Source organism: Anaerocolumna jejuensis DSM 15929 (genome assembly GCF_900142215.1).
Taxonomy (GTDB): Bacteria; Bacillota; Clostridia; order Lachnospirales; family Lachnospiraceae; genus Anaerocolumna; species Anaerocolumna jejuensis.
Genome location: NZ_FRAC01000019.1, coordinates 113,042 through 138,827 on the forward strand (window position 1 = coordinate 113,042; position 25,786 = coordinate 138,827).

Genomic DNA, 25,786 nt, shown 5'->3' on the forward strand with positions numbered 1-25,786 from the left:
TATTATTTCCTATAATAAAATAAAAGAATTGAAAGGAGTAGAGAAATTTATGGAGTATCATGTAGCAAAAAACGGCTCCGATCAGAGCCAGGGGAATGAACAGGCGCCCTTTCTGACAATCAACAAAGCGGCAGCAATTGCTGCAGCCGGAGACACTGTTATTATCCATGAAGGAGTATACCGTGAATGGGTAAAACCAAAGTATAAAGGCTTAAGCAACAAGAGAAGAATTACTTATGAGGCCGCAGAAGGTGAAAATGCAGTAATCAAAGGCTCCGAGCACATTAAAGATTGGACGCAGGTCCAGGGGAATGTATGGAAAGCCACTTTGCCAAACGCATTGTTCGGTGACTACAATCCCTATGCCCTGGAAGTATCCGGTGACTGGCTTGTCACAGTTGAGGAAACCAAACACTTAGGAGATGTTTATTTAAACGGTATGTCTTTTTATGAAGTCAGCTGTTTTGAGCAGTTGCTTCATCCTGAGGTCAAAACGGAAATACTGGACCACTGGACCAGGCAAATTGTCCCAGTTCACAATCAGGAACAGACAAAATATGTCTGGTTTGCAGAAGTGAATACCGATACCACCTCTATTTATGCAAATTTCCAGGGTGCTGATCCAAACAGGGAATTGGTTGAAATCAATGTTCGCAAATCTTGTTTTTATCCCCAGGAGACAGGGATTGATTATATTACGGTAAGAGGTTTAGAAATGGCGCAGGCTGCAACACCATGGGCACCTCCCACAGCGAACCAGCCCGGACTGCTTGGTGTCAATTGGAGCAAAGGCTGGATTATTGAAAACAATATCATCCACGATGCAAAATGCAGTGCCATCAGTATTGGGAAAGAAGCCACCACCGGGAATAATTACTCCACTGTCAGGAAAGACAAGCCCGGGTATCAATACCAGCTGGAAGCTGTCTTTTCGGCTGAACGCAATGGCTGGTGCAAGGAAAAAATCGGTTCCCACATTATCCGGAATAATACTATTTATGATTGCGGGCAAAACGGAATTGTAGGTCACATGGGCGGTGTCTTTAGTGAAATCCATCATAACCATATTTATAATATTGCTCTGAAACGTGAGTTCTACGGCCATGAAATCGCAGGAATCAAGCTGCACGCAGCTATCGATGTCCAGATTTATCACAACCGTATTCATGACTGTTCTTTAGGATTATGGTCCGATTGGCAGACACAGGGAACAAGAATTAGTAAGAACATATTCTACAGAAATAACCGTGATTTATTTGTGGAAGTAAGCCATGGTCCCTATATTGTTGATAACAATATACTGGCTTCCGAATATGCCTTAGACAATGTATCACAGGGCGGTGCTTATATAAACAATCTTATCTGCGGTAAGATGATTCACCGGAAGGAATTGAATCGTTCCACACAGTATCACCTGCCTCACAGTACTAAAATTGCAGGCTTTGCTATTGTTTACGGGGGTGATGACCGTTTTTATAATAACATTTTTATAGGGGCTGACAGTTTAGAAGGAGTCGGAACCTCCCATTATAAAAACTATACGACATCTTTAGAGGAATATATTGAAAATGTACACCAAAAACCGGGTGATGTTGAAACATTTAACCTGGTCGAGCAGCCTGTCTATATTAATCATAATGCCTATTTTGCAGGGGCAGAGCCCTTTGAAAAAGAAAAAGACATGCTTTCAGCTAAAAGCTTTCAGCCAAATTTCAGTTTGATCGAGAAGGGAGAGAATGTTTATCTCTCCTGTGAACTGCCGGATAATTTTGATGGTTTTCCCGGTGAAGTGCATTCAACAGCAACACTGGCGCGAGTCCGCATCGTTGATGCCGAATTTGAGAACCCTGATGGCAGTGAAGTCATTCTGGATACGGATTTACTGGATAGGCAGAGAGCTGAAAAGAGCCCGGTAGGACCTGTCAGAGAGCTGAAAAAAGGCAAGAATTATATTAAAATTTGGTAATCTCCTTTAGTAATTTCCTATAGAAGAAGCCTTGCATTTTGAACCGACTTCCAATCGTTAGATTTAGGTCTAACTTTTGGGGGTCGGTTTAATAAAGTGCAAGGCTTCTTTTTTAAGGATATCCTTTAAAACATTTTGTTACCAGACTTAGATTCTTTGACAAGTACATGTCGTATAAATAATCCGCTTTTAATCCCTGGTTAATCTAACATTTAAATACAAACAACAATGCTGGTATAGATAAAAGCCACACATTTAAGCAATTTCAAGCCTTCCCTGTAATATCAAGCCCTGATATCCTTTTACCAGACTTTTTTGTTCAGTTCTCAACTCTCTTAACTTTAAAAATTGCAGCACACAGGGCAGAAACCAATGGCGTGGTAGCAATAATCCCCACCGAGCCTGCTATTCCCTGTAATATTTCAATCACGATCATATCACTGTTCAATATCTGAATCATTGGGTACTGATAAATTTGAAACAGGATCAACAGGTTAAAGGCCGACCCGACAAATGCAAGTATCAATGTATTTGCCATAGTTCCCATGGCATCCCGCCCGATATTCATTCCGGAACGGAAGATCTGCTTTCCGGATATGGACGGATTCTGCTCATATACCTCATGGAGTGCAGATACAATGGACATGGAAGTATCCATCAAGGCTCCCAGGGACGAAAGAAGAATACCGCTGATCAGCAGGCCGCTGATCTTAAGAGGTGAGTCCGAAGCCCGGATTACCAGCTCCTCTGCCTCGGACATATTAAATCCGTTTATGGGTGTCAGAATGGTTATGAGCCATGCAAAAATTCCGGCTGCTATAACCCCGCCAACGCATCCCAGGAAAGCACATAGGGTCTTCCTGGTAAATCCGGTCAGCATCAGCAGGGCACCTGCGCTGGTATAGGCCGCAATCAAAATGGAAGCGATAACCGGAGAAACACCTTTTAGAACCAAAGGAATTAAAATATACCAAAGATTAAGCAGTGTAAACAGCAGTCCGAACAATGCCCTTGCTCCCCGCTTCCCGCCTACTGCTATCATGAGTATGGCAAAAGCAAGCAGTGCTATGACCAGTATGCTGCTGCGGTCATAATTGGGAATGGAAACAACATACAGCCCTCCTGTATCATCGTAATCCAGCCGGACAATCAAACGGGTCCCAAGCTTTGCATCCACATTGTAATATGCATTTACATAGTTCACCGTTTCCAGCACCGCTCCCTTATGCTTTCCGGTAAGAAGGGTCACTTCCAGCTTCTGCTCTCCGATTCGCCTTCCTTCCGTCCAGCTATCCGGTGCCGCATTATCACTTATTATTCCAGTAACCCTGGCAACGGCAAACATTCGTCTCTGAGCAGATGACAGCACATCCTCCGGATCAGGGCGGTTTAAAATAACGGCTGCTCCTATAAAAATCAACAGCATTACCACCGCAGTTATAATCTTTACCTTCAGGTTCATTTTCATAGGGTATTCCTCTCTGGTCAGGTTACTTTACAGTAATATTTTTGCTGAAGCTCTTCTTCTGTCCGTTCTCTAAAATGACACTTACTGTTATCCTGACGGTTCCTTTTTTCTTTGCCGTAACAGTCCCGTTACCGGACACATCGGCAATGTCCTTCTTGCTTACCGTATAGCTCACCTTTGCCTCTTCCTGTCCAAGAGGCTCCTCCTTTGTAAATGCGGAAACCTTGGTTAATTCCAGCGGAAGACTTACTTTAACATTTACTTTGCTTCCCTTTGTAAGGTTGACTTTTACTGATACGGTAACCCTGTCTACTAATTTAACAGCATCCTTTACCTTCTCTGTGCAGATAACGTAATTTCCTCCCCTTAGAGCAGAGAGCTTCAGGTTCCCATTCTCAGCTATGGTCTGTGGATTGTTTGCCACTTCTTCCAAAGCACCGGTCCTGGTATTCCTGTGGTAGATATATACCTTTTTGCCTGCCGGTATGGAAAGTGTACCTTTCACAGGCACTGTCACTACCATGCCTGCCGGTAACGTACCCTCTGTCCCCACTGACAGAACTCCTGCTGACTTTGGCGCTGCTTTTGTATCTTTTGTTAATTCAACTGACAGGTTCAGCTCCTTTGAAGCTGCTGTTATCTTCTTTAATTCAGAAGCAGGAATGTTAACGGCGTACCCCCTGGTATTGGCATTAGCTATATTGACCGTAAGGTCCTGTCCGGATTTCTTTGCTGATAATAATGCCTCCCTGTTCAATACAATGGCATTCACCGCTGCATTCTTTACCTCAGGAATCGATATCTCAATTACTACACCCTTTTTAACCCGGCTGTCTGTCAAAACATCCTTTAAAATTTCTTTATTTATGGTTATTTTAAGATTTCCAGTACCGCTTTTTACTGCAGCTTTCAGTGTTTTTTCACTGATTTTCACTTTCACTTCAGCTTTTCCGCCAGTAATCTTACTTACCGCTTTATCAGGGACTATTTCCGTTACCTTCCCCGGTTTAGGAGTAACTGGCTTTGGTGTAGGCGTAACCGGCTTTGGTGTAGGCGTTACCGGCTTCGGTGTTGGTGTGACCGGCGTGGGTGTTGGTGTGACTGGTGCAGGTGTTGGCGTTAACGGTGCAGGTGTTGGCGTTAACGGTGCAGGCGTAATTACCGAATCAGCCGGTGTACATACAATATCCCCGCGATCCCTGATACGGATGCGGGCTGCAAGGCCCTCAAATGTATTATCATAAGAAGCCAGGCCGACTGCGGTAATCTTGTTACCAGCTGTTAAATTCCTGATTTCCCTGTCGGTTGTAATATAACCGTCAATAAAGATTCTGGCAGTGCCTCCGGCAGCATCCTCCACAAGAATAGTCTGGACAGCTCCGTTTGCCAGCTCAACCTTTTTTATCTTTCCGGAAAGCTTTACAAGGCTTCCAAGATAGGTCCTGTCATTTACCTGCTGTGCGGTTACTACCTTGGGTTCTACTGTTTGGGTATTGCTGTCTACCAGAGAGATACTGCTGACGTTTAGCTGCCTTTCACCCTGATAGGAAGATGTTGTTCCCGTTACACGAACCTTCTGACCCACCTTAAAGTCTCCGGATACAGGGAAGGCATTAATACCGGCTGTTTCATCCTGCAGATAAATACAGTCAAAAAAGGCTGTGGCTTTATCATATCCGGAAGCATTGGAGGTTACGACACCTTCGACCGTAAATTTAACCCCTTCTTCCGCTTCCTTTTGTACTTCTGCTATCTTATTGATCTGGGTAGGATTTACATAACGGATTAAGTTCTGTAAAATCGTATAGTTTGAGTAATTTAGCTCTGCATTTGTGTCTGAAACGGTGGCCTGGATTTCAAAGTTACTCATAAATGCCGCTCCGTCAACAATTACCATGGACTGAGTTCCGTTTGCATGTGTGACATTCTCACTTGCAAGCACCATCAGACGACTGTCATCCTTAGCATATTCATACTTTGGTGTACTTCCGCCAAGACTGTCATTATCACAGTCCTTTGAATAGGTTGATCTGTGTCCGTATACAATTGGTGATACACCGGCCGGCAATACGGAAACAGGATTTCCATTCTTATCCACCGCATAAATAGTAGCACCGCCATACTGGCTGAAGCGCTGTGTATAAATATTGTCATTGGGATGGTTTGCATCATATACAATACCTTTGGTCAATGGATTATCCCAATTATAGGTAGTTAAATACAATCTGGCCTTATTAGCTTCACTTCCGCCTGCATTCAGTACATCATCATAGGCACCGTCATCACTGATCCGCAAAGATGCCCCAACTGCTTTCAGCAGCTTATTCTGCTGCGCCGCCATGTGGTACTCTGCCGGAAAAGCTTTATAGTTCTCGTATAAATCCGACCAGCCGCAGAGCACTAAGCTTCCTCCGGCTTCTGAGAAGCCCTTGACTGCTGCTATTTCTCCATCGGTATAATTTGCATAGGGTTCCCGGAGGGTAATACCGTTACGGCGGCTTGGCGCTGTCAATATGAGCATTTTATACTTACCGTCTGCATTTTTAGCAGCCGCTAACAAATCCTCACTGGTTTTCAGAATAACGCATCTCACATTGCTTTGTGCTGCAAGCAGGCTGAAATTACCCATGGAATCTTTATAATTTCCGGCAACATATTCATTATAGTGGCTGCCGTCAATTCCGATATAGACCAGCTTATTGGCATCCCTGACATCCAGGCTGATATCCTTTGTAAAGGTGTAGTCAAGGCCTCCTGCCGTCAAGACCGCCTCAACCGTCAAGGTCTGTACTTTGGCCTTTTCCGGTGTGAAATCATAATTGACTGCCGCATTCGTTCCCTTTGCGACCGTACCTGCATTCGTCTGCTGGTCAATAACAGTGCCATCCAGCTTATAGGTCAGGGATTTAATGACCGCATCCGTTGATTCACTGTTAAACAGAGTTGTTTTAACCGTCATTTTTTCTCCGGTAACCGGTGTGCTGGTACTGCTTTCCACATTTGAAATTCCAAGCAGCTTTGTACTGCCAACCCAGACAGGTGCTGTTACGGCAATATCACCGTCCTTTTCTTTTACCCGGATATAATAGTAGCTGTAATCCGGCTTCAGTGCCGCGCTCAGCTCCTTGCTCTGTGCATTTACATCCCAGGAATAAACAACACGTCCGCTATTGGCAATTACCTCTGCTTTTTGTATGGTATCATCCGGATCATTTAAAACTACTTTTAAATTAAGGCTTTCCGGCACTTCCTTTATGATAGTTCCCATTAATTCATCGTTTACAGTATAGGTAATCTCCAGGTTCTTATCTTCCGTTGCATAAACCTTATGATTCCTTAAGGCATCGTAAATACCCTGTTCCGTAAAGCTGTCGGTAATGATTACATCCCTGGCATCATTTGCATTTCCCCATTTGCCCTTATGGTTATCCTGATTATTTGTAGGGGCTACATGCCAGCCTTTATCCAATGCCATGGTGTAATAATTATAGGACGGGAAATATCCGCCGCTGCCGACCGCACCTTCCCCGTTGCCGACTTCGACCAGCGTAATCCGGGAATCAATTTCAGGATTCCAGTAAGCAAAATCACTGAAGGTACCAAAGGTCGTACCCGGGTGATTGAACTGGCTTACTGTATCAGCCCCTTCCGGCTGGCTTAATAAGGCATAGTATGCTTTCATTCCGGCATCATTGGTCTTGTTGTTTAAGGTTGTGTTATTACGGCTTACAATGCCTTCCGTATTCCAGGTATTAATATGCCCCGGCCCGCCCGACCAGGTCATTTCAAAGCCGCCAAGAGCGATAACTCCCCTGTTTTCCGGAGAAGCATTAAAAGTAGCAATTTTGCTCTTGTATTCATCCCATAATTTTTGGCTTCCCGCTGTCATTAAATTTTTGTTATATAGAGATGCTTCCGGGTTAGCCTCTGTCTTTGTATCAAAATAGTTGGAATGGTCCGTAAAGGCAGCAAAGTCCACATTATCACTCTTGCTGATTTTATTGATATAGCTAAGTGCGTCATCTAAGGACCCGGAACCATCGGAATAGGTCGTATGACTATGTAACTGTCCAAAGTACAGGCCGTATTTTGGTGTACCTACGGTAAAGGGCCACTCATAGGTTATGGACTTTCCATCTGCACGTGTAATCACTACGGAAGCAGTGTAGCTTAAGTCAGCCAGATTCTCTGAAGGCGTATAGGAAAAGGTTCCGTTTGAATAGCTCATGGGAACAGCAGATAATTTAACGGTCCCGCCTGCCTTCAAAGTGAGCTTTGCAGTTGGAGCTGTTCCAAGGTTTACTGCAGTTATACTGATAAGGGGCCTCTTTTCATCCCCTGTCTTTCCATTGCGTTCAGGTGTGACTTTGGTAACCTGTGGTTCATCGACCACGGAAATTGTTTTCACCTCACTGGCTGCTTCATTACCTGCCTTGTCCTTTGCCGTTATAGAAACCGTAAAGGCAGAAACCTCCGAAGTGAAGGTACTTCCGGGAATTGTTGCTTCCCATATGGTATTGTCGGAAGCATTCCGGACCAAGGCTGTCTTCTTTTGCACTTTATTTACGGTATAGGTCAATTCCGCTTCAGACACTGCTACATTATCCGTAATCTTTACGGATATCCTGTAATCTTTTCCCAGTTCAGCATTCTCAAAATCAGGCATTGTTATCACAGGTGCCTTTGTGTCTTCTTCAGGCACATAGTTGAATTCAGCAATATCACTGTCTTCATAACCCGATGCTGTTGCCTGGGCATAAATTGTAGTATTCGTGTTAATTACGATAGGCTCCGTATAATTCACCCAAATGGCTGATGGTGAAACAGTCGTATAATGAATGCTTGAGCCCGGTGTTCCGCAGTAAAGTCCAATAGCACTGCCGGATACAACGGTACCGGATGCCGTACTTGCCTTTGGTGTTTCTGTTTTCGTGGACACCGGCGGTGCGGTGCTATCCAGCTTGTACAGGGTAAAGGCAGCCAAATAAGTTGTTGGATAACTGGCTACAGTAGTAGTTTTATATCCTCGAAACCTATTGTTTCCAGCAGTTGACCCAGTTGTGGTCGTATTGCTTGCTAAAACCACCGTATCCGCTCCGGTTCCCTTAAAAGCAAAGGTCCCGTTAAATTCAAGTGCCCAGGCATAATCTCCCGAGGCTATACCATTCACATTGCCTCCTACCGGCTTAACCTTGTTCCCATTGGAATCTGTTAAAGTAACACTTGTGCTGGAAACAGTAATATCCCATACCAGGGATTTGTCCGGGTTAATTACCTTTTCATCCGCAGGGCTTACTGCAATAGCCCCAAGCCAGGCACCATCCAGTGCTCCCATGGCATAACCGCTATTTACCATCATTACATACTTACCTGAAGTAAGTTCAGCTGCCGAATTGATTTTCACATAAGTATCGGCTGTATCCGCTGCATAACTGCTGACAGGATTCACAGAAAATACCATTATTAAACTTAGTATTACTGCCAGATATCGCTTTGCAATCCTTTTCATAACGTTCTCTCCTTTTGATAATGTACGTGCCGCATTTTGCTGTTTCTCCACTAAACCTGTTCCATTATTCGTTCTTAAGCTTAATAAACAAAAAACCAACGTTTTCATACTAGCAAAAATTTCATATTCTATCATCACCCTCCGGTAAACATCTTGTAAATTCTATTCAAGTGACAAATATGAAAACATAGGCCTTCATTCGTACATTACTGTATAATGGATTTTGTAAAACATTAAGCCAGTCTTTCTTCTGTTTATTGGATTTGCTTTCCATGCTTTGATGTGGTATCCTCAGAATATCTTTTCTGCGTCCGTAATACTAAAAGTAGATTAGTAATGAATTATATAGTTAAGTTCCAATATAAATCTTACATCTTTTTCCAATTATGAACAATGCTTTTTTACTTACAATAAAAAAGAAAAAGAGACAAGCAGCATGCTTATCTCTCATTCTTTATAATATTATTATTTTCCATTAAGAATATCTCCTGTTAGGTTTAATCTGTCATAAACTACACCAAAACTCAAAGGTCGGATAATCGTCAATAACAAAAGCAACCCCCATTATTTCTTTTAAAAAATCCAAATAATCCTTCGGTAATTCAATACTAGAATAACTTTTTAATTTTTGAATATCTTCTTCTGTTGCCTTAGCATATCGTTCGCACTTATCATAAAAATTTAATCTGCTATTTAAATTTTGTAATATATTCATTTTATTCCCCCTTTAACAATATCCTGAGCATATCTACTATCCGTTATCGACTCTGGTAATTAAAGTTGACTTGAAAATAGAAGAATGCATGATATCATATCCATAAAAATACTTGTGTCCATTTTATACTGGCTTTCTTTTCAACAATATCTTGGGACACCTAAATGATTTAAAGTTGGCATTTCGTCTAATTTAGCTAAATAGCAGAATATTACCTGATTATCACCTATTATGTTACTACTTGGTTTATTACCAATTAAAGTAATATGATAATATCCATTTTCTATCGCTATAAAATTTTCCGAGTTATTCTCCCACTCCATTAGAGAATATAAATCGTCAATACATATTCTTCCATCCCTTACTTCAATTCCAAGACGTAATGTAAATTCAGATGATGAAATATCTTGATTACTTGGATAGCCCTTTCTGAATTTCATAATATAAGTACCTGGTGAACTCGTGCAAAAGCCTACAATGCTGCCTTCTCTGATATGTTTTGCAACATCATCTGGTTTCCAATAGTTATCTGTCAAATAATCTTCTCCCAGTTTAATATTCTCTGTTGCGAAATCGGAAAACATGATTATACCTAAACCTTCAATATCCAAATTTATATCTTTCTCTGTCATATTTAGCTCCTTTTTAAACCCTGAAAATTAAAGTTTGTTGTTGAGTCCAGTAATTCAGCTGCCTCTGTATACTCTCTGTCTACTATCCTATAAAATAATTCATCTCTGCCTTAAATATCTAATTTCTGCATATCTTCACTCCTATTATTTACCTTTATTCATATTAATGTCTATGTTCCTTTGGTCCTACTGGTAAGATTTTTTCAGATTTCCATACTTTCGTAAAGCCCGGTTTCCAGCTGTATCATAAGAAAAAGCTTCCTCAATTAATTCCATTAGGATACATAACTCCACTAATTCGCTGTAAGAAATCATAGCTATAAGTGGCAGCTTGTCCTTCTGTATATTGTCCATCTGTTTATTCTATTCTACCATAATTCTCCACCTTATGTATATCTCCAAGTGTTATCTCTTTTAGTGTATTCAGTTGCTCCACTGTCCCCCGCCGGCTAAAAACAGTGGAATACAACTCAATACAATTAGTTTTCATCGTACTATGGAAATGCTTTATTACCTCTTATTTCAATAATAATTCCGAAGCTTTAATTAAGTCTATTTCTAAACATTAGCATATAGATTTTTACTAAAATAACGGTCTCCCCTGTCCGGGAATAAGGTTACTATCCTTCCCTCTCCAATATTATTAGCTAATCTCACTGCACCGGCAAGTGCTGCACCCGAGGAGGTCCCAACAAACATTCCTTCCTTTCTGGCAAGCAAACGCGCTCCTTCATATGCTTCCCTATCGGAAATTTTTATTACCTCATCAACCAAATTCATATCCATAGTAGCCGCTGTAAAATCATTTCCAATTCCTTCAATGTCGTAATCCGCATGTTCACCGCCGCCTATTGTAGAGCCAATTGGATCTGCCAGGATTCCCTTTATCTTTGGATTCTTTTCTTTCAGGTATTTTACGACTCCTGAATACGTACCGCCGCTGCCGGCCCCTCCGATAAAGTAGTCTAAATGTCCTTCCAGATCATCGTAGATTTCTTTTCCTGTGGTTTCGTAATGCGCCAAAGGATTTGATGGATTCTGAAATTGTTTTAGTGAAATGGCATTGGGAATTTCTTTACACAGTTCTATTGCTTTTTCTTCTGCACCCCGCATTCCTTTTTCTTTTGGTGTATTAATAATTGTTGCTCCAAGTGCCTTTAATAAGGCTTGCTTTTCCTGTGAGAATTTGGTCGGTACTACAAAAATAATTTCATACCCCTTGTTTAATGCGGCCATGGCAATGCCTAAACCCGTATTTCCTGCCGTAGCTTCTACAATTGTTCCCCCGGGCACAAGGATTCCTTTTCGTTCCGCATCCTGCAGCATATAAATTCCTGTCCTATCCTTAACACTTCCGGATGGATTCCAATATTCTAATTTTGCAAAAAGCTGTACTTTTTCCGGTATATCTACATGGTTTAATTTTACAAGTGGCGTATTACCTATTAACTGCTGAATATTTTCATAATACATTTCCATTCACCCGCCTTATAGATCAATTCCTTTATTAGCTGCCTGGTTTAATGCATACTCTAAATCCTCCTGGATTTCCTTCACATCTTCAATTCCGACTGAAAGCCGGATAAGCCCCTCTGTAATACCTACCTTTTTTCTTATTTCCTCCGGAATTGACGCATGGGTCATGCTTGACGGATGGCAAACTAACGATTCCACTCCGCCTAAGCTCTCTGCCAACGCAATAAGTTGAAGTCCATCGTAGAATTTTCTAATGTCCAATCCCTTCTTTAACTCAAAGGAAATCATAGCCCCCGGTCCCTTGGCCTGCTGCTTTTGAACGGCATATCCGGGGTCAGACTCCAGCCCTGGAAAATAAATATGGCTAATGCTTTTGTGCCCTTTAAGCCACTTTGCAATTGTTATTGCGTTTTCTTGATGGCGCTCCATTCTCACCCCTAAGGTTTTTATTCCACGAATCAGTAAAAAAGAATCAAAGGGCTGAAGAATTCCACCGGTAGCATTTTGAATAAAATACAAGCTTTTAGCCAGTTCCTGATCCTTTACAACTACCAGGCCTGCGACTAAATCACTGTGGCCGCCTAAGTACTTTGTTGCACTATGAACCACAATATCAGCTCCTAAGGTCAAAGGCTTCTGTAAATATGGCGTCATAAAAGTATTATCTACAATTAACAATTTTCCGTGCTTGTGTGCTATGGCAGCAACTGCCTGAATATCTGTTACTGTCATTAATGGATTTGCCGGACTTTCAATAAAAACAGCCTTTACCTCATCGTCTATTGCTTCCTCTAATACCTCAAGATTCGTTGTATTTACTATCTCATAGGCTACTCCAAAGGAGCGGAAGATTTTATCCAATACCCGAAAGGTTCCCCCATATACATTTTCCGAAATGAGAATCTTATCTCCTGTTTTGAATAGATGCAGCACTGCTGTTGTAGCTGCCATGCCGGATGCAAATGCCAATCCATGCTCTCCTTCTTCCAGCTCTGCAATTAATGCTTCCAATGCCTCTCTTGTCGGATTACCTGTTCTGGAATATTCATAGCCTTTATTTTCTCCCAGATGGTCCTGCTTATAGGTAGAGGTTTGGTAAATGGGAACATTGACCGCTCCTGTCCTCTCATCTCCCTCAATTCCGCCATGTATTAATTTCGTTAAAATGCTGTTAAAATGACTCATATCCTTGCTCCTTTTCTTTCTTCATTTCAGGTTCCGGTTCTTTTTACCGTTACAAAATTTATGTTTTTATAAGCATTTAACTTTCTCTTTCCTATCAATCCTTCTTGAATATCCCTGGCTTCAAACACTTCTTCTGCCATATAACCACATTTAGCAAGTTCTTGTAAAAGGTCTTCCTGAAACATTTCGCCTTTCATTTGCTCCCCAACCGTACCTGTGATTTCTTTTAATATTTGCATTCTCACAGGTTCTTCTTTTATTAAGGCTTTATCCATATAATCAAAAACAAGGAAACTGCCTTTTGCTGCTTTTGACACATCTTCGAACATCTTTACTATGGCTGCTCTTTCTAAGTAATAGGTCACTCCCAGAATAGTAATAAAAGTGGGAGTCTCTTCCCGGAAGCCTTCCTTTAGTAAGGTATCCCTTACGTTCTCCTTTTCAAAATCAATGGGTATATAATGGGTATTTCCGGGAATATTCCATTCCAGCTGCTTCATTCTTTCAAGCTTATAGGCATGGGTATTGGGGTGGTCTAATTCATAAATTTCAATGTTCTCCTTTTCATTACGAAAAGCAAAGGTATCTAAACCGGCACCGCAAATTACATATTGTATTTTAGGCTTTGTACTTGCATATTGAAGCAGCTTCTCTTCTGCATATTTAATTCGGGTAAGTATAATTGGAGAAATTAATTCATCCAGAAATTCATCCCATGTTTCAATTTCTGGTATTTGCCAGCTTTGGTCATTTAGTATTTTAATAATCGAATCCCGAATAGTCTCATACTCTTCCTTTCCTAAAAAATCAAAGGCCAGGTAATCGTCATATATTTTTTCTTTGGCACAGTTGGAATGATGGGCTCTTGCAAAGGTACAAAATTTTGCAGTAATGCTGGGCTGTTTTTTTAGCATAATCTATCTCCTTACAATTTTAACGGCTTAACGGAAGAATAAAGTATCTGCATAAATTTTTATAGAAAAAACAGGTACATCTGCATATACCTGTTTCTTGGTATGGCTTCTATAGTAAAAAGCATTATACTCATAGAATGCGTTTGATATATTTTTACAAACAGCATAAATAACAGGCCAGAAATATATGAAATTTATCTTGCCCTGCAACAACACACTAATTCAATTGGATTACTGTTTTTTGTATACTCCATCATTTACCTACCATTCATATTTAATTACTATGTATTGATAATATATTCATTTGAATAGAAATTGTTAATACTCGTTAGTACTCTTTTCTTAGACATTTCCTTTTATTACTATGACATACGTTTTTTTAAACTTGTATTTTAAATATTTCAAGGCACTTTCTATTAAAAGGACAAAAGACCTTAAAAGAACTAAGAGCCTGTACTCCCTACCATTTCACAGGTCATTTTCTTTGGTAATCTATCAACCTTCACTCTTCACAATAACCATAAAAACACCACCTTTCAGTAAGAATCATTCTTAAATAATTCTTACTGAAAGGTGGTGTTTTTTACTAACCCTCTGTCTTATTTTTATAGGCCTGTTTCTCCTGATACATCAATACATCGATCTGTTTTAGAAATTCTTCCGCACTCATGTGCAAATGATGGTCATACACAGCATACCCCATACTGAATCCAAGAGAGTAAAGGCGGGAATCCGATTGGTTATACCTCTCAAGACAGCTTTTTATTCTGCAGACCATCGCTTCCAAAACGCTCATATTTGATATATCCAAAACGAGACAAAACTCATCACCGCCAAATCTGGCGATAAAATCATTCCTGCCAAGGCAGCTTTTAAGTAGTTTTGCCGCAGTTCCCAAGGCCTGGTCACCGATGTCATGGCCATATGTATCATTAATCAGTTTAAAATCATTAATATCAACCAATATTGCTGAAAATACTTTTCCCGCAATACTCGCTTTCACTTTCTTCTTTAAATACTTATCAAGCTTTTTCCGGTTGTTTACATTTGTCAGATGGTCTGTGTACATGCTGTGATTCTGAATATTCAAAAATACAACAAGCAGAGAAAGAACAACGCTGTTGAGCATCAGGGAGGTTCCATAGAATCTTATTTGCAGAAGGATGCTGATAGTCGGAGGAATTGCAAAAAATAAGAGTGACAGGAAACTCTTTTTGTCCAGTCTTCTGCGGTTTATCAAGGTTATTGCAAAAGCCGCAAAAATTAATGAAATTGTAATTAAAACAGGGAGCCAAAAGTATGGCCCTCTATGGTATATATTATCCGAATCAATATAGTAAAACCACCCGAAAAATTGAGAAACTATCAAAGTCCCGGCATTAAACACGTTAATGATACACAGAGGGTAAATCAGCTGTCTGACCTTCCTTTCATCACGAAACACCTGATAATGGACGTATACTACCCACAGTGAAGGTATAATGGGGTTCATCAAAAAAATAAGGAAATTCCCTAAAGTATTCAATTCCGGATAGATTACAGAAGAATAGCCATCGAATCTGCTTAAGATATCAATGCCCAGCATCAAAACAGTAATGTTTAATATGGTTATATAAAGCCTATCCTGCAAAGATTCTTTTTCAAAAGACCGCAATGCATGAAAGTAAATAATAAGAACAATCATAATAGAATATACATTTAAAAATATATTACTTCCCAGACTCATTCCTCTTCTCTCCGTGTATATATTCTCCAAATCCCATAATTTTGCCGGCAACGAAAGCATAACTGATGCTCCAAAATCTTATATGGTTAACTGCAACATTATTATAATAAGGCTAGACCCATGATTTCGTCAACTAATAACATTTTTTTACAGGACATATCTTTATAAGATATGCATTCGAAAGATTCCCTGCTTTACATAGAAAAAACGTGAAAGTCACTACTCTCACGTTTTTTTCTAACTCAATCAATTAATTACTCCAATATATCTGCTTATCTGCTGCAATATTCCAAGGTAAAGTACACACTAACTGCCATGCCTTCCCAGTACACCGCAAGATTGGGCTTAGGATTTCGCAGGCACTTGCATGAGAATTGCCTCTTAATTTTCACACTAATCCCTATGCCTATCATAAGCTTGCTTGTGATGCTGCTTAAATAGAAAGATTAAAAATGCAGCGTAGTTTTCAATCTATCCCCTACTCAATATAAGTAGTCCACTTACCGCATTTATCACACAAGTATATGGCAAAGTCTAACGTATCATCTGCTGTATCCAAATCAAATGTAAATATTTTTCCATCCTCAATAAATCCTAAATCCCTGCGCCAAACCCAAAAACTTTCCGCTTCACATTCGGGACACTCAGAATCACATTTCCCAACATACTCAAAATCATCAACTGTTATCCCGTTATTCTGTAAAAATTGAACTATGGCTTCTTCATAACCCGAATCTGAAAGCTCAATAAAATCTTCTAATTTCAAAAATTCACTCATACACCCTCCTTGTATTCATGGTCTCTTCCCGGCGATAATCCACCGTCAGCGTTCTTGCGGAAATAACCGTGCCTTTTCAAGAGCAGCTATATCCAGCTTTTTCATTTGCAGAAATGCCTCTGTCATCCGTTTTACTTCTTCTTTGGTTCCATTGGCCATAATGTCATTCATATTCTCCGGTACAATCTGCCAGGATACTCCGAATTGGTCCTTCACCCAACCGCACTGCTCGGCTTCGGGAACAAAGGAGAGCTTATCCCAGAAATAATCGATTTCTTCCTGGTCTTCACAAGGTATCATAAAGGAAAAAGCTTCATTAAACGTAAAATCCCCGCCAAAGCCATGGTCCATGGCAATGAACTGATTTCCCCGGATATTCAGCTCGCTGTAATTTATTTTTGCCCTTTCATCCATAGGCTCTCCTGCCTTGTAATAGTTTACATAGCCCTTATTGCTCCCTTCAAAAACAGAAAGATAGTAATTAATGGCTTCTTCCGCTTTTCCGCACGCATCCTCTGCAAACAGCAAGCTTGGTCTTATCCTTTGATGTTCTTCTATTTTCCCGACCAGCATAAGCTGCCAGCTGAGGCCGTATTTGTCCTGAATCCAGGCATAGTGTTTGCTGAAGGGATACTCACCTAAAGGCATGAGCTCTGTTCCATCGGCAGAGAGACTGGCATATAGCCGGTCTACTTCTTCTGCATTACGGCAGGCTACCATCAAAGAAATTGACGGGTTTAAGGCAAAGTAAGGACCGGCGCTGATTGCAGAAAATCTCATACCGGCAAGCTGAAAATCAACGGTTTGTGCATCGCCTGACGGAGTATCCGGAATTATGCTGCTGCTAATGATTCTTGAATCCTCAAAAAGACTGACATACCATTGTGCTGCTTCTACTGCTTCTTTATCGTACCATAAATGTGGAATTATTTTTTGCATTGTTTTAACCTCCTGTTCAAAATTCTTATTATGGCTGTTGTTAGAATTAGTTTCGATAAATAGTGCTTTTCCTCCTTCAAAAGCCGAGACGGATAGGTAGCTGCTTTATCAGTCCGATATCTGTATTTCTTTGGATTTACTCTGATTCCAGGCTATTATGCTTCCTATGGCAAAGGGCAAAAAGGTTGTAACAAGCCTGTATATGATTGCCAGGGAAATGGACCGTTCTCTCCCTATTACAGAAGAATATATAACAATAAAGACCGCTTCCAGAGCACCCAGGCCGCTGGGAGCTGGAATCACACCTGCCAGCATATTGGTCAGAGCTGTAAAGGCTATCCATCCGACAGCCGACAGCTCCCCATACTTTCCGTAAACCACAAAGGGTATGAGGTACCAGCAGGTAAATTTAAACAGATTCAAAAGGATAATTTTTATCAGTGTTCTTCCTTCCTTTAGCATTTCAGCAGAAGCCTCCTGCAAAAGCCTTGCCTGTTCTGTCAGGAAATCCACTTTTTTCTTTACCTTTTCATGACGTCCGCCCACCTTCACCAGCAAGGATAACACCCAGGCAGATGCCTTTGAGGGCAATGCGATAAATACGATTCCAGCTATGATTGCTGCTGTAATGGCAATTGCTGTTCCCATGTAAGGAAGGAGACCTCCTGTATATTCTCTGATGATTTTGTATAAGAGGAGAAACCCCGTAATGCCGTAAAGGGCAATGGTGATTTTATGCAGCATATATTGAACCAGGCTTAGTCCGGTTGCTTTTGCCGTTTCGATTCCGCCTTTATGAAGATAGTAGATTTCACCAAGCCCCGCTCCGCTGCCAAAGGTTGCAATACGCAAAAAAGCGCAGTAATAGGCACATTCCAAGGCTTTGAAAATAGAAAGAGGGCGGCCTTGAATTCCTGATACCTGCTTCACAACAGCTCCCTCTGCCGTCATATAACAAAGGGACAGCAGGACTATCCATCCAATCTTATCTGCCGGAATCCTTCTCATTTCCTGTATTCCATCAATAATAGGCTTCCTGCATAAAAACAGGATTATCCCTATCAAAACCCCCGTCAGAATTCTTTTAATTTTTTTATGACCGGAAATCCAGTTTTTCATGCTCTGATATCACCCTAATTCAGCTTCATACTGCTTATTTTCTTTTGTACCGATTCTTTCCTCCCAAAGTCTTACTGCCTGGGCTTCCCAATCCTTTGCAAAACGGATGCACCTGGCACACAGCTTTACTGCAACTTCCGGTAATTGCAAATCCGCTGACCTTGCTTCTGCTTCCATGATTATATCTCCTCTCATGAATACTTCTCATCAATATGATGTTTCCGATTATCCTACATTATACAAAATTTCACACAAAATACATTAGACAGCTTAAGAAAACTGTCCTAAAATGGGACAGATGTGTAAAAATGCTATATTCTATCACACTGAATTTAGAAAAAGGCATCTCCTTCAGTATTTCTTTCAAGGAAGATGCAAGGGCTCTTATGGTTAATTTTCCTCTGACAACTAATATCCTCCTCTCCCTCGAATATTTCAAATATATACCATTATACCATAGTTTTTTCTGCGGTGCAGATTGATTGCAGAGGTATGTTACCTGTATTTTGAAATTTGATGTAAAGATTAAATCACAGCACCTTTTAGTAAGTCCTGTGCTGCAGGCTGAAGACAAAGTCGATTATTATAGATTAGCATATAAACATGTGCATAAATAATCACTGCTATAATTTTATACTTGTTTATGGTATTATTTAATCAATCAGAATTTTATGGGAGGACAATCCATGAATGTGGAATTACAGCGTGTTAAGTTAGAAGAAAGGGAAATTCTCAGTAATCTGCTGGAAAAATATGATTATGAGTTTTCACAATATGACAATAGAGATGTAAATAAGCTAGGATTGTACGGGTATCAATATCTTGATTATTATTGGACAGAAAAAAATCGATGGGCATATTTTATCATTGTGGATGGGAATTTTGCGGGATTTGTTATGGTTATAGATTTACCAGAAGTCGATGATAGAGCTACAGATTTTCAAATCGCTGAATTTTTTGTAATGTATAAATATCGACGTTCAGGTGTCGGTAAAAAAGCTTTTTTTAAGGTGTTGGATATTCACAAAGGAAAATGGCAGTTAAAACTACATCCTAAAAATTTACCATCTGTCTATTTTTGGGAAAAAGTGATTAGTGATTACACAAACGGTAATTATGAATTAGTCAATTCATACCCTCGGACCGAGTATGACGATGGTACTTTAGCGGATGTTTTCTTTTTCAATTCGTAAAAAATTTGACAAATTCCTTTTTGGTTTATCCAAGGCATGAATCCTCTTTCCATTAGATTAAAATTCAATTATTACATATTTATAATTCAATAGTAACTCCATAGTCAGAAGTACGGGACCTTTTAAAAAGTCCCGTACTGATTCACTATACGCACCAAACATTTAATTTACAGACGATATTTTTAATAAATTTTCCGAAAAGCTCAAGTACGAAAGTGAAAATTTCTTCTTCGATCATTTAAGAGAGCTGATTGCATTTCTATACTCCAAATAAACATTAAATAAACATCACATTCTGACATCTAAATTAACTATCCAGATTCGTTTTCTTCCACTTCAGCACTAAAACAGCAATTCCAGCCAATAATATAATTGTCGTGACAAGTCCACCCTCCGGACCAAAATCTCCTCCTGTGAGCAGCCTGGGTCCTGTTTGCTGCGCTTTAAAAATCTTTTCCCCATTCACTGCAAAGCCGCTGACAGGAAGTCCATAGATATTTGCAAGAGCAAAATTCCAAGCAAAATGCAGTCCGCAGACTCCCCATATATTTCCGTTAAGAATGGCATAACCGGCAAAAAATATACCCGATAATATCAGATTGGTAAAAGACAAAACAGTTACTCCGGAACTAAACAGGTGCAGAATGCCAAATATGACTGATGTGATAGAAATCGCCATAATGGGCGAGGATTTCTTTTCCAGGCTCGGAATCAGCCATCCCCTTATTGCAATTTCTTCCGAGGCACTTTGTACCATCCAGCTTAATGCTATCGCTCCTAAATGCAATACCATATAACCATACTCTATAGGATAATAGTTTAGTTTTATTGCCCCTGTGAGAAGTAAAATCAGGATAATTGCTGTTATGGCACTTAGACCAGCCAAAAATCCAAAGGTATAAGATTTTAAAGGCCTTCTGGCTTGAAAACCAATAGACCTCACCTGTCTTTTTTCTACGAATTTTACCCATGAAAAGAAAAAGGCTATCTGAGTAAGACAAACTATGAATCTCTTTAATGTAACTGCAGCCGTTTCACCAATATCCCCTATAGAACCAAGTATAGTTAGAACCGCCGATGCCAATAAACGGCCAAGCCCAAGTCCAATTAACCACAATAAAAAATAAGCAATAATCGTTAATGGAATATTATATTTAACCCTGCTTGTACTTGCTTGCCGGAATAAATCACTTTCTTTTAAATACTGATTACTATTTCTCACTTGACCTCCCAAACATTTATCAGCTAAACCCCATCCATATCGCATTGAGCATACGATAATGCTGAAATAGAAATTTGAAAAATGCACCGCATTTTCCAATCCATACTCTTACACCATGCAGCAAGCCTGGAGCACTAAATTGTAACTGTTATCTCATAGGCATGGGACAACGCATCAATAACAACTTTTTTGGCAGCTTCTTCTGTTATTTCTTCTTGTACCTCGAACGCATTATAGGGAAGGTCCATGGTCCACCATGAAATCGATTCTATAATAAATCTTGCTGCCAATTTCAAATCTTCTATTTTCCTAATATCCCCATGTTTTTCAAACAGCTTTAAATATTCATAGACACTCGTAAAAAAGTGAGACCTGAATTGCCGGTAAAGCTCAACATATTCTTCATGTACATCTGTGTTTTTTTCGAAAATCAGACATCCTCTGGAATATTTTTCAATAGTATCAAAGGCATTGGATAACATGTTTTTGAAATTATATCCTGCGGGAATTTCTTCTTTATGCTTATCAAATTCTTTTGAATTATTTATTAATACGGAATGAATTTCTTCTTCCAGACCTGTAAAGTCCTTTTCGGTAATCGGCAAGCTGAAGGAACTGTTAATGTACCCGGGAGATATGATACATTTAATAACAAATCCATACACTGCTTCTTTGCTTTCAAATAAATTATACATACTGCCAACAGCGATTCCGGCAGCCTTTGCTATCTGATTCATCTGGGTCCTTGTATAACCCTGTTTAATAAACATACTGCTCGCCCCATCGAATATTTTATATAACCGCTCATCTGTCATGAGTACCCTCCCCTTTTCCTTATGCTTATAACCTTATCTTTTCCTCTATTATAAATCACACATACAAGGATTGTCACGAAATAAGACATACTTACTATAAGAAAAAATTGCAGATATGGATTTATCTCAATTTTAAATATTTCAAATGCTATAAAAATCATAATTGGCATATGTACAATATAAAGCTGAAAAGATATCTTATTTAGAAAAGATAAAATTTTACTTTTCATTGCAGGAATGCAGGTATGGCCTATTCCCAAAACAGAAAAGCTTATTAACAGCCTGACAAGCTTTGCGGCATAGCCACGGACACTGTACATTTCATCAATTGTATCAAAATGGCAGCCCACTTCCCAGTAGTAAAACAGTATTAATAAAACTGCCGATATAAAAGTGTATCCATACTTATCACGATCCAAAGCCTTTTGAATCCTGTCATCCGTTGCAAAGAAATAACCCATAACAAATACATATAAATATCCGATTGGATTTCTTTCTCCTGAAAATGGGAAGAGCCAGAACAGTAACGGATATGGCAGGCAGATTACTAACAACATCATAGGTTTTGTCATAAATTCTATTGCTTTATTATAATGTTTATTTTGTATTATGCAAGCCCATTTCTTAAAAAATGGCAGGCACACCAATGTAAATACAAACAGATAAAGCAAAAACCATAAATGCATCGGCCCGAACCCGGTTGTCGTTGCCTCCATATTTTCTGATACGGAGGTGAAAAATAATCTTATTTGCTCCATAAAGGATTGCTTTCTTCCAATACTTAATCCATATAAATAAGATGTGACTGGGTTTAAAAACACGCACCCCAATATCATTGGAATCAAAATCTTTGATACCCTTGTTTTCAGTATGCTGCCTGCACTTCTTTGTTTCATTGAATAAAACAAAGCCATACCTGATATCAGAAAGAGTATTACCATATGCCATCTTGCTAAAAACATTTGAATATATTTGCAGAATATCAACTCTGTATCAGCTCTTGCAAAAATAACAATGTCTTTGTTTAAAATAAACATATCGCAAACATGATAAAAAATAATACTTATAACTACAATAGCGCGAATCCAATCTAAGTCATACCTTCTTTTTGCCTTAATATTTTCCATTAAAAACCTCCAGCGATTATTATATGAATGAATCATTCATTCATATAATAACATAGTTTTTTGATTTGTAAAGCAGTTGAATTAAAAAAATTATTTCTGCCATTATAAAAATATCGTTTGCACATTATTATCCATAAACATTTGCTGTCCGAATTTTTTTGAAAAAAGGGCAATTATTGAGCCGGAATTTGTAATTTCTGACCTCAATTATTGCCCGATTTAATCAAAATTATTGCTTTTTTAGCATTCGTACCAGAAGGTATGTAGCTCCAACCATGATTCCAAACAAAATCAGAAGATAATAAGGAAAAAGTCTTACACTGATATTTTGAGCCAACATTCCAAAAAGCGGAGGCATAAGCATAATTCCTATATAAGAAGCTGCCATTTGTACTCCCATCACAGACTGTGATAGTTCTTTACCGAAGTTTTGAGGGGTAAGATGAATCAAGTTTGGATAAATCGGACCATTCCCCAGACCAACCATAAATAATCCTACTCCACTAATAAAAGAAGGCAACGGTAAAAACAGTATTAAAATTGCCGTTAATGTAATACTTTGACCTATTTTAATAAGTTTCCAACCAGATAATTTATTGGAAAGTATCCCTGACAAAAACCGTCCTAATGCCATACCGAAATAGTAGAATGTAATCATTCTCGCTGCAAATTCTGTCGCTACTCCTTTTGTATTTACCAAAAAAGTGCTTCCCCATATTCCACAGGTATATTCAATGGCACATGAACCTATAAATATTAATCCTGTTATACGAACAGAAGGCATTTTCAAAAGTTGAAGGATACCGATAGAACTATGTGTCTCCTGCTCCTCTGCAGAAACAGCATCCTTTACTTTATTCCAAAGAGGCAATGCCAAAATCATTATAAAGGCAATTGTAAGCTGAAAATAGAAAACCGTTCGATAGCCACCTCGCCAACCTGCTTTACCCATGAGAGATACTGACATCAGATAAGGGCTCAATGAAACACCAATGCCATAAAAACAATGCAGAAAGTTCATGTGCATTGCCTTATAATGAAGTGCCACATAGTTGTTCAATGCAGTGTCTATAGCTCCAGCGCCAAGTCCGAGCGGTATTGCAAATAAGCAAAGCCAAATCATATTTCCTGAACACGAAAATCCAAATAAGGCGGCAGCTGTTAAGAAAGTGCTGACCGCTGTAACCTTACCAGTACTAAATCGACTAATAATTTTCGCACTTAACAGGCTTGATATCACTGTCCCTCCTGAGATTAAAAGAGTTACATAGCTTGCAGAAGCGATTGGTAACCCAAATTCAGTATAGATTGCAGGCCATGCAGTTCCAAACAAAGAATCAGGAATGCCAAGACCTATAAAAGCAATATATATTATAATTAAAAGTAGTGTTGCCATTATTTAAACCTTTCTTTTGTATATTGATTTTATAATAATATCACGCTTATTATCTTGATTCTATCAAAAAAAGGCAGTAATATATAATAAAAGCGCCAATACATTAAATGAATATGAGGTACATAAATTTTGGAAATACAACATAAACATAGTTACACCTGTAATAATACAATTTTTACATTAGATGTAAATCAACGTGAGATCACAAAACACGGTACGGAAGAATTCCCCTGCGTTAATTATCTTGATAAGTACTGCAACAGTTTCTATCCTTGGCACTGGCATGACGAAATAGAACTCGCTTATGTCGAAAAAGGAAGTTTGACAGTTTCAATCAATGAGCAGCGATATATTCTTATTGAAGGTGAGGGTATTTTTATAAATTCTGGTGTTTTACATGCATACTCTGGGATAAATAACGTAAAATGTCTATTCCCAAATATACTGTTTCTCCCATCACTCATATACGGCACAAAAGATAGCGTTTATTGGAAGAAATATATGTGTCCATTTGTGGAAGCTGCAAACTTGTCACATATTATTTTTAAAAGAGAGGAGTTGTGGCAGGAAACTGTTTTAAATCTCGTAAAACAAGCATATGATTTACTTTCTTTGAAATATTTTGGGTACGAATTGAGAGTGAGAAACTACTTATCAGAAATATTGTGCCAAATATATGAGAATTGTTATATACGGATTTCTGACAGGAAAGCTAAAAATTATTCTGAATTGTACCGTTTACGCAAAATGCTGGATTTTATCCAACATCATTATATGGAGCCGATACAAATACAGCAGATAGCAGATGCCGTTTCAGTCAGTAAAAGAGAATGCCTACGATGCTTTAATCACATAATTGGAATATCCCCAAAACAATATACAATTGATCTACGAATACAAAAGGCAAGTGAGCTATTAGTTGAAACATCTTTGTCAGTGACTGAGATCTGTGAAAACTGCGGCTTTTCGGATCAAAGCTATTTTACCAAAGTATTTCGTGAAAAAGTAGGTTTTTCTCCTGTTAAATGGCGAAAGCATAAACAATAATCGGACTAACCCAGTTAATTACGCTTAGAAAATCATATAGCCTGAGCTTACTCAAAATATTCACATCTAAGATTAGTAAATTCTGCGTAATTACCACAGTTCACTCCATACGCATATAAACCGATAATAACTCCTGTGAAACCCCCAGCAACTTCCGAGGAGAGGTATCTGGTATGGGCTATACCAAGAGGAACTTCTTTGCCATCTGCCATAATATGAAAGCTGTAATAATCATTATAAACATGAATTACTAGTACAGCGACCATTTAATAAGTACCCTATTAAGTTTCATTTGTGTTGCCGATATCAATCTCATCCATTTTGTATTTCCAATGATATATGATTGGATCCTGATTGACCTCCTTAAAATACTGATAGATACGATTAACCAATTCCTGTTTCGATTGAACTCGAATTCCACGTAACATTTGTTTTGTCATTTTTCCAAAAAAGCTTTCTATCATGTTAAGCCATGAACCATGTGTTGGGGTAAATACAAATTCAAACCTTCCTTCTGGCATGGTTGCAAGAAAGTTTTTTGTCTCATTTGATTTATGAG

The 25,786-nt window shown here is 39.1% G+C and carries 21 protein-coding genes; 3 read left to right on the forward strand and 18 right to left on the reverse strand.

The genetic code is table 11. The annotated features are described in order from the left end of the window. The first annotated feature begins 49 nt into the window (after positions 1-49). The gene (locus BUB77_RS18180) at positions 50-1,966 is read left to right on the forward strand and encodes a right-handed parallel beta-helix repeat-containing protein (protein ID WP_073278264.1); all 1,917 of its coding nucleotides are present in this window, start codon (positions 50-52) and stop codon (positions 1,964-1,966) included. 319 nt (positions 1,967-2,285) lie between these two features. Here the strand turns inward: BUB77_RS18180 and BUB77_RS18185 are convergent, their stop codons facing one another. From BUB77_RS18185 to BUB77_RS29990, 12 genes are all read right to left on the reverse strand, one after another. Next, on the reverse strand, positions 2,286-3,434 hold the full coding sequence (locus BUB77_RS18185; RefSeq protein ID WP_073278265.1) for a YibE/F family protein: 1,149 nt from the start codon (positions 3,432-3,434) through the stop codon (positions 2,286-2,288). Between the two features lie 22 nt (positions 3,435-3,456). Beyond that, complete coding sequence (locus tag BUB77_RS18190) at positions 3,457-8,943, reverse strand: Ig-like domain-containing protein (protein ID WP_084124435.1); 5,487 nt, start codon at positions 8,941-8,943, stop codon at positions 3,457-3,459. A 505-nt stretch (positions 8,944-9,448) separates the two neighbouring features. Then, positions 9,449-9,658 carry an SMI1/KNR4 family protein gene (locus BUB77_RS18195; RefSeq protein ID WP_073278266.1) on the reverse strand — a complete coding sequence of 70 codons (210 nt, stop codon included), beginning with the start codon at positions 9,656-9,658 and terminating at the stop codon, positions 9,449-9,451. Positions 9,659-9,798: 140 nt separating this feature from the next. Further along, positions 9,799-10,290, reverse strand: coding sequence for a hypothetical protein (locus tag BUB77_RS18200; protein WP_073278267.1), 492 nt, complete (start codon positions 10,288-10,290; stop codon positions 9,799-9,801). Positions 10,291-10,848: 558 nt separating this feature from the next. After that, complete coding sequence (locus tag BUB77_RS18205) at positions 10,849-11,769, reverse strand: PLP-dependent cysteine synthase family protein (RefSeq protein ID WP_330392623.1); 921 nt, start codon at positions 11,767-11,769, stop codon at positions 10,849-10,851. Between the two features lie 9 nt (positions 11,770-11,778). Further along, on the reverse strand, positions 11,779-12,951 hold the full coding sequence (locus BUB77_RS18210; protein ID WP_073278268.1) for a trans-sulfuration enzyme family protein: 1,173 nt from the start codon (positions 12,949-12,951) through the stop codon (positions 11,779-11,781). 26 nt (positions 12,952-12,977) lie between these two features. After that, entirely contained in the window at positions 12,978-13,865 is an 888-nt protein-coding gene (locus BUB77_RS18215) for a class I SAM-dependent methyltransferase (RefSeq protein ID WP_073278269.1), read from the reverse strand. Positions 13,866-14,451: 586 nt separating this feature from the next. After that, positions 14,452-15,651, reverse strand: a complete 1,200-nt coding sequence (locus tag BUB77_RS18225) for a GGDEF domain-containing protein (protein WP_073278271.1) — start codon at positions 15,649-15,651, stop codon at positions 14,452-14,454. 418 nt (positions 15,652-16,069) lie between these two features. Continuing rightward, positions 16,070-16,369: a hypothetical protein gene (locus tag BUB77_RS18230; protein WP_073278272.1), complete on the reverse strand. Its 300-nt coding sequence runs from the start codon at positions 16,367-16,369 to the stop codon at positions 16,070-16,072. Between the two features lie 45 nt (positions 16,370-16,414). After that, entirely contained in the window at positions 16,415-17,308 is an 894-nt protein-coding gene (locus tag BUB77_RS18235; RefSeq protein WP_073278273.1) for a VOC family protein, read from the reverse strand. 108 nt (positions 17,309-17,416) lie between these two features. Then, the gene (locus BUB77_RS18240) at positions 17,417-18,427 is read right to left on the reverse strand and encodes a lysylphosphatidylglycerol synthase transmembrane domain-containing protein (protein WP_073278274.1); all 1,011 of its coding nucleotides are present in this window, start codon (positions 18,425-18,427) and stop codon (positions 17,417-17,419) included. Positions 18,428-18,436: 9 nt separating this feature from the next. Next, a complete protein-coding gene (locus BUB77_RS29990) occupies positions 18,437-18,604 on the reverse strand; it encodes a hypothetical protein (protein ID WP_170866686.1) in 168 nt (55 codons plus the stop codon). Between the two features lie 509 nt (positions 18,605-19,113). Between BUB77_RS29990 and BUB77_RS18245 the strand changes: the two genes are divergently transcribed. Continuing rightward, positions 19,114-19,620 carry a GNAT family N-acetyltransferase gene (locus BUB77_RS18245; RefSeq protein WP_073278275.1) on the forward strand — a complete coding sequence of 169 codons (507 nt, stop codon included), beginning with the start codon at positions 19,114-19,116 and terminating at the stop codon, positions 19,618-19,620. A gap of 307 nt (positions 19,621-19,927) precedes the next feature. Here BUB77_RS18245 and BUB77_RS18250 read toward each other — a convergent pair whose 3' ends face one another. The 4 genes from BUB77_RS18250 to BUB77_RS18265 form a co-directional block, all read right to left on the reverse strand. Further along, positions 19,928-20,842 (reverse strand): CPBP family intramembrane glutamic endopeptidase, encoded by a 915-nt coding sequence (locus tag BUB77_RS18250; protein WP_073278276.1) that lies wholly within the window; start codon positions 20,840-20,842, stop codon positions 19,928-19,930. A 134-nt stretch (positions 20,843-20,976) separates the two neighbouring features. Continuing rightward, complete coding sequence (locus BUB77_RS18255) at positions 20,977-21,657, reverse strand: TetR/AcrR family transcriptional regulator (RefSeq protein ID WP_073278277.1); 681 nt, start codon at positions 21,655-21,657, stop codon at positions 20,977-20,979. Next, positions 21,654-22,784, reverse strand: coding sequence for an acyltransferase family protein (locus tag BUB77_RS18260; protein ID WP_073278278.1), 1,131 nt, complete (start codon positions 22,782-22,784; stop codon positions 21,654-21,656). Before BUB77_RS18260 ends, BUB77_RS18255 begins: the two co-directional genes overlap by 4 nt. 229 nt (positions 22,785-23,013) lie before the next feature. After that, positions 23,014-24,180, reverse strand: coding sequence for an MFS transporter (locus BUB77_RS18265; protein WP_073278279.1), 1,167 nt, complete (start codon positions 24,178-24,180; stop codon positions 23,014-23,016). A gap of 129 nt (positions 24,181-24,309) precedes the next feature. Between BUB77_RS18265 and BUB77_RS18270 the strand changes: the two genes are divergently transcribed. Beyond that, positions 24,310-25,227, forward strand: coding sequence for a helix-turn-helix domain-containing protein (locus tag BUB77_RS18270; RefSeq protein ID WP_073278280.1), 918 nt, complete (start codon positions 24,310-24,312; stop codon positions 25,225-25,227). Positions 25,228-25,274: 47 nt separating this feature from the next. Here BUB77_RS18270 and BUB77_RS30900 read toward each other — a convergent pair whose 3' ends face one another. Then, positions 25,275-25,493 carry a beta-xylosidase family glycoside hydrolase gene (locus tag BUB77_RS30900; protein WP_170866687.1) on the reverse strand — a complete coding sequence of 73 codons (219 nt, stop codon included), beginning with the start codon at positions 25,491-25,493 and terminating at the stop codon, positions 25,275-25,277. Positions 25,494-25,508: 15 nt separating this feature from the next. Beyond that, positions 25,509-25,786 (reverse strand): transposase (locus tag BUB77_RS18275; protein ID WP_170866688.1); only part of this gene is annotated, 278 nt, incomplete at its 5' end.